Origin of the sequence: Spongiactinospora sp. TRM90649 (assembly GCF_029382225.1) — a bacterium.
GTDB lineage: Bacteria > Actinomycetota > Actinomycetes > Streptosporangiales > Streptosporangiaceae > Spongiactinospora.
The window spans coordinates 1-843 of sequence record NZ_JARLTC010000103.1; the positions used below are offsets into that span (position 1 = coordinate 1).

General features: G+C 71.6%; 1 protein-coding gene. It reads left to right on the forward strand.

Annotated elements, in window-relative coordinates:
* Positions 1–3 precede the first annotated feature (3 nt).
* Positions 4–843 (forward strand): polyketide synthase dehydratase domain-containing protein (locus P3X83_RS43175; protein ID WP_346742799.1); only part of this gene is annotated, 840 nt, incomplete at its 3' end.

Sequence of the window (843 nt, forward strand, 5' to 3'; positions counted from 1 at the left end):
CCGCTGGCCGGTGGAGACGGTGTGGTGCTGACGGGCCGGTTGTCGGTGGCGGCTCAGCCGTGGCTGGCCGATCACGTGGTGATGGGTTCGATCCTGGTTCCGGGGACGGCGTTCGTGGAGCTGGCGCTGCGGGCCGGTGAGCAGGTCGGCTGCCCGCGTCTGGAGGAGCTGACCATCGAGGCCCCGCTCGTCCTGCCCGAGCGCGGCACCGTCACGGTGCAGGTCACCGTCGGGGCCGAGGAGCAGGACGGCAGGCGCCCCGTCGCCCTCTACTCGCGTCCGGATGAGGGTGCGTCGTGGGTCCGGCATGCCGGTGGTGTGCTGGGCGGTGCGGTGGCGGTGGAGGCCTTCGAGTTCGGGGTGTGGCCGCCCGCGGGTGCGGTGCCGGTGGATGTGTCGGGGTTGTATGAGGGTCTGGCGTCGGCGGGGCTGGCGTATGGGCCGGTGTTCCGTGGTGTGCGGTCGGTGTGGCGTGGTGAGCCGGGTGTGGTGTTCGCCGAGGTGGTGTTGCCGGATTCGGTGGCGGGTGAGGCGGGGGTGTTCGGGTTGCATCCGGCGTTGCTGGATGCGGCGTTGCAGGTCGTGGGTGTCGGCGGGGTGCTGGAGGACTCGGGCGCTCGGTTGCCGTTCGTGTGGTCGGGTGTGTCGTTGCTGGCTTCGGGTGCGTCGGTGTTGCGGGTGCGGGTGGCCGCCTCGGGTGGCGATGGGGTGTCGGTGTCGGTCGCGGATGCGTCGGGTGTTTCGGTGGCGGTGGTGGAGTCGTTGGTGCTCCGGCCGGTGTCGGAGCGTCAGGTGCGCGCGGCGGGGAGTGGGTCGGAGGACTCCCTCTTCGAGATCGACTGG